The organism is Polaromonas sp. P3_C2 (assembly GCF_056402675.1).
In genome coordinates this window covers 1-3,994 of record NZ_JBFUGX010000392.1, presented here as the reverse complement: position 1 = coordinate 3,994, position 3,994 = coordinate 1, and the positions used below count along the sequence as shown (strand labels likewise).

Annotated in this window: 5 protein-coding genes and 1 pseudogene; 5 read left to right on the top strand and 1 reads right to left on the bottom strand. The window is 65.0% G+C overall.

The genetic code is table 11. The features are described 5' to 3' along the window. Positions 1-517: pseudogene (locus tag AC1DWI_RS15710) on the bottom strand (hybrid sensor histidine kinase/response regulator); the annotation flags it as partial. Between the two features lie 165 nt (positions 518-682). Between AC1DWI_RS15710 and AC1DWI_RS15705 the strand changes: the two are divergent. From AC1DWI_RS15705 to AC1DWI_RS15685, 5 genes are all read left to right on the top strand, one after another. Further along, positions 683-985: an urease subunit gamma gene (locus tag AC1DWI_RS15705; protein ID WP_007874763.1), complete on the top strand. Its 303-nt coding sequence runs from the start codon at positions 683-685 to the stop codon at positions 983-985. Between the two features lie 21 nt (positions 986-1,006). Then, positions 1,007-1,624 carry a HupE/UreJ family protein gene (locus AC1DWI_RS15700; protein WP_477668210.1) on the top strand — a complete coding sequence of 206 codons (618 nt, stop codon included), beginning with the start codon at positions 1,007-1,009 and terminating at the stop codon, positions 1,622-1,624. A gap of 8 nt (positions 1,625-1,632) precedes the next feature. Beyond that, complete coding sequence (locus AC1DWI_RS15695; RefSeq protein WP_477668211.1) at positions 1,633-1,938, top strand: urease subunit beta; 306 nt, start codon at positions 1,633-1,635, stop codon at positions 1,936-1,938. Beyond that, complete coding sequence (gene ureC / locus AC1DWI_RS15690; RefSeq protein WP_477725173.1) at positions 1,938-3,656, top strand: urease subunit alpha; 1,719 nt, start codon at positions 1,938-1,940, stop codon at positions 3,654-3,656. Before AC1DWI_RS15695 ends, ureC begins: the two co-directional genes overlap by 1 nt. A gap of 55 nt (positions 3,657-3,711) precedes the next feature. Further along, positions 3,712-3,994, top strand: a 283-nt coding sequence (locus tag AC1DWI_RS15685; protein ID WP_477725172.1) for a hypothetical protein, incomplete at its 3' end; no start/stop codon positions are given.

Genomic DNA, 3,994 nt, shown 5'->3' with positions numbered 1-3,994 from the left:
GGATACCCAGGGCGAGGTCCAGCGCGTAAGCCATGACCGCCGCTTCCAGCGCGAAAAAGATAAAGGTAAACGAGGCGTAGATCAGCGAGGTCAGCGTGGAGCCGATATAGCCAAAACCGGCGCCGCGYGTCAGCAGGTCCATGTCGACGCCATAGCGCGCCGCGTAAATGCTGATGGGCAGGCCCGCCATGAAAATGATGAGCCCGGTGGCCATGATCGCCCAGAAGGCGTTGGTAAACCCGTACTTCACCAGCAGCGTGGCGCCCACGGCTTCAAGGATCAGGAAAGAAGCCGCGCCGAACGCGGTGTTGGCAACCCGCCACTCGGACCACTTGCGAAAGCGCTGCGGCGTGAAACGCAGCGCGTAGTCTTCCATGGTTTCGCTGGCCACCCAGCTGTTGTAGTCGCGCCTGACCTTGATGATGCGCTGCAGCGGCGGCGCTTCTGCCGCCAAAGGCGCGGCCCCGGCCGCTTCGGGCGGCAGTGGCGGCAGCTGGGGCGTGAGCGGGGCGTCCATAGGGTGGGCAGATGCGCCGGGCGCGGAGTGATTGACCGTCTTCAGGTGCATGTTCTGTGCCATGCATCCTGCCCGGGGCGGCCTTGGTGGCTCACGTTTCTTATGGCACCATTCTTGCACCCCGGCAAGCATCCCCAAGCCGGCAGCCTGCCCTGAGAGAGCCCCATGGAATTGACGCCCCGAGAAAAAGACAAGCTCCTTATTTTTACCGCTGCCCTGCTCGCCGAAAGGCGCCGCGCCCGCGGCCTCAAGCTCAACTACCCCGAGTCCGTAGCCCTCATCAGCGCCGCCGTCATGGAAGGTGCGCGCGACGGCAAATCCGTCGCCCAGCTGATGAGCGAGGGCCGCACGGTGCTGACCCGCGCCGATGTGATGGACGGCATCCCCGAGCTGATCCCCGACATCCAGGTCGAAGCGACTTTTCCCGACGGTACCAAGCTGGTCACCGTGCACCAGCCCATTGTTTAAGCATTACCCGAGATCGCCACCATGCAAATCAAAACCAAAAACGCTCTTTTTTTGATAGCTGCTTGCGCAATATCGGCGGGCGCCAGCGCCCATATTGATCATCAATCCGGCGCTGCGGTGCACGACCACGCCAGTGCTTTCTTCAGCGGCTTCATCCACCCGCTGACAGGCATGGACCACCTTGCGGCCATGGTGGCCGTGGGCCTGTGGAGCGCCCTGGTCGCTCGACGCGCCGGCCCCGAATTGCTGTGGGGTCCGCTGGGCTTTGCCGGCATGCTGCTGGCAGGCGCCCTGCTGGGCCTGCAGGGTCTGGAGATTCCCGCCGTCGAGCCCATGATCGCGGCTTCGCTGCTGGTCACCGGCCTGCTGGTCGTGACGCGCTGGCATGTGCCCGGCATTGCGGCGGCGCTCGTCGTTGGTGTGTTCGCCGTCTTCCACGGTCTTGCCCATGGTTATGAACTCGCCGGGGCACCCAGCGCCTGGGCCACGCTGTCGGGCATGCTGGCCGCGACGCTGCTGCTGCACCTGGCGGGCCTGGGTGCGGGCTGGGCGCTGCGCAGTGCCAGCGTCTGGCTGCCGCGCGCGGCTGGCGCCGCCGTCGCCCTCTTCGGCGTGACCCTGCTCGCCCAACTGGCCTGAGGCGCACCATGATTCCCGGCGAACTCATCACCGACGGCCCCGACCACGTACTCAATGCAGGCCGGCGCACGCTGACCGTCGTTGTGCAGAACACGGCCGACCGGCCCATACAGGTCGGCTCGCACTACCACTTTGCCGAAACCAACGGCGCGCTTGGCTTTGACCGCGACGCCGCGCGCGGCATGCGGCTGAACATCGCGTCGGGCACGGCCGTGCGCTTCGAGCCGGGGCAGCAGCGCACGGTGGAACTGGTGGAATTCGCAGGCGACCGCAAGGTTTACGGATTCCGAGGACTCGTGCAGGGAGCACTTTGATGGCAACAATTGGACGCCGCGCCTACGCGGAAATGTTCGGCCCCACCGTCGGTGACCGGCTGCGGCTGGCCGATACGGATTTGGTGGTCGAAGTCGAAGCCGACTACACGCTGCGCGCCGGCAGCTACGGCGAGGAAGTCAAATTCGGCGGCGGCAAGACGATTCGCGACGGCATGGCCCAGTCGCAAAAAACCCGGGCCGAAGGCGCGATGGACTGCGTGATGACAAACGCGCTCATCATCGACCACTGGGGCATCGTGAAGGCCGACATCGGCCTGAAGGGCGGGCGCATCGCCGCCATCGGCAAGGCCGGCAACCCCGACACCCAACCCGGCGTCGACATGATCATCGGCCCCGGCACCGAGATCATCAGCTGCGAGGGCATGATCGTCACGGCTGGCGGCATCGACTCGCACATCCACTTCATCTGCCCGCAGCAGATCGAGGARGCGCTGACTGCCGGCATCACCACCATGCTGGGCGGCGGCACAGGCCCGGCCACCGGCACCTTTGCCACCACCTGCACGCCCGGCCCCTGGAACATCGAGCGCATGCTGCAGGCAGCCGACGCCTTCCCGATGAACCTGGGCTTCCTGGGCAAGGGCAATGCCAGCCTGCCCGCCGCGCTGCACGAGCAGATCAACGCCGGTGTCATCGGCCTGAAACTGCACGAAGACTGGGGTACCACGCCCGCGGCCATCAGCAACTGCCTGGATGTTGCGGAAGAAACCGACACACAGGTCGCTATCCACAGCGACACGCTTATCGAATCCGGCTTTGTCGATAACACGATTGCCGCCACCAAAGGCCGCAGCCTCTGCGCCTTTCACACCGAAGGCGCGGGCGGCGGCCATGCCCCCGACATCCTGCGCGTGGTCGGCGAAGAGAACTTCCTGCCCTCCTCCACCAACCCCACCATGCCCTATACCGTCAACACGCTCGACGAACACGTCGACATGCTGATGGTGTGCCACCACCTGGACGCCGGCATCGCCGAAGACCTGGCCTTTGCGGAAAGCCGCATCCGCAAGGAAACCATCGCAGCCGAAGACGTGCTGCACGACCTGGGCGCCATTAGCATGATGAGCAGTGACAGTCAGGCCATGGGCCGCGTCGGCGAGGTCATCATCCGCACCTGGCAGACCGCGCACAAGATGAAGCTGCAGCGCGGCAAGCTGCCCGGTGACAGCGACCGCCACGACAACTTCCGCGCCAAGCGCTACATCAGCAAATACACCATCAACCCAGCGATTGCCCATGGCATCTCGCACGAGGTTGGCTCAGTCGAGTTGGGCAAGTGGGCCGACCTGGTGGTGTGGAAACCGGCTTTCTTCGGCATCAAGCCCTCGGTCATCCTCAAAGGCGGCTTTATCGCCATGGCGGCCATGGGCGACCCGAACGCCTCCATCCCCACGCCGCAGCCGGTGCATTACCGCCCCATGTTCGGCGGCTTCGGCGGCGCGATTGCCAAGGGTTCGCTGACCTTTGTCTCGCAAGCGGGGCTGAACGCTGGCGTCAAGGAACGCTTCGGCCTGGCCAAGACCGTGAGCGCCGTGAAAAACGTGCGCGGCGTGCGCAAGCAGCACATGGTCCACAATGCCTATCTGCCCAGGATGGAAGTCGACGCACAGACCTACCTGGTACGCGCAGACGGTCAGCTGCTGACCTGCGAGCCAGCCACCAGCCTGCCGATGACGCAACGGTATTTTCTTTTCTAACCGGCGACGCAGAGGCGCTGCGACAATCGGGAATCTCGCTCACTCACCTTCCGCTATGAACCCCACCACACCGTTCGAGTCCGCCGCGCGCCTTGCCTTGATCGCTACCGCATTGGCCTGCGCCGCCGCCGCAAGTCACGCCCAGGAACTATGGCCCGGCACGCAAGTGGGCATGTCGCCGGCTGATGTGTCCAAGCGCTTTCCCTCCGCCAAACCCATTGCGGCGGCACCGAGCGGCAAGCCCTGGGGCACCTGCCTACGAGAAGCGAGTCTGGCCCTCGCCGGCGTGAAGTTCAACACCTGCTTCCGCTTCATCGACGACAAGCTCGTCAACGTGC

Excerpts from the sequence above, each read along its gene's own strand:
- AC1DWI_RS15700 (WP_477668210.1), top strand. The coding sequence starts at position 1,007 with ATGCAAATCAAAACCAAAAACGCTCTTTTTTTGATAGCTGCTTGCGCA.
- AC1DWI_RS15705 (WP_007874763.1), top strand. The coding sequence starts at position 683 with ATGGAATTGACGCCCCGAGAAAAAGACAAGCTCCTTATTTTTACCGCT.
- AC1DWI_RS15695 (WP_477668211.1), top strand. The coding sequence starts at position 1,633 with ATGATTCCCGGCGAACTCATCACCGACGGCCCCGACCACGTACTCAAT.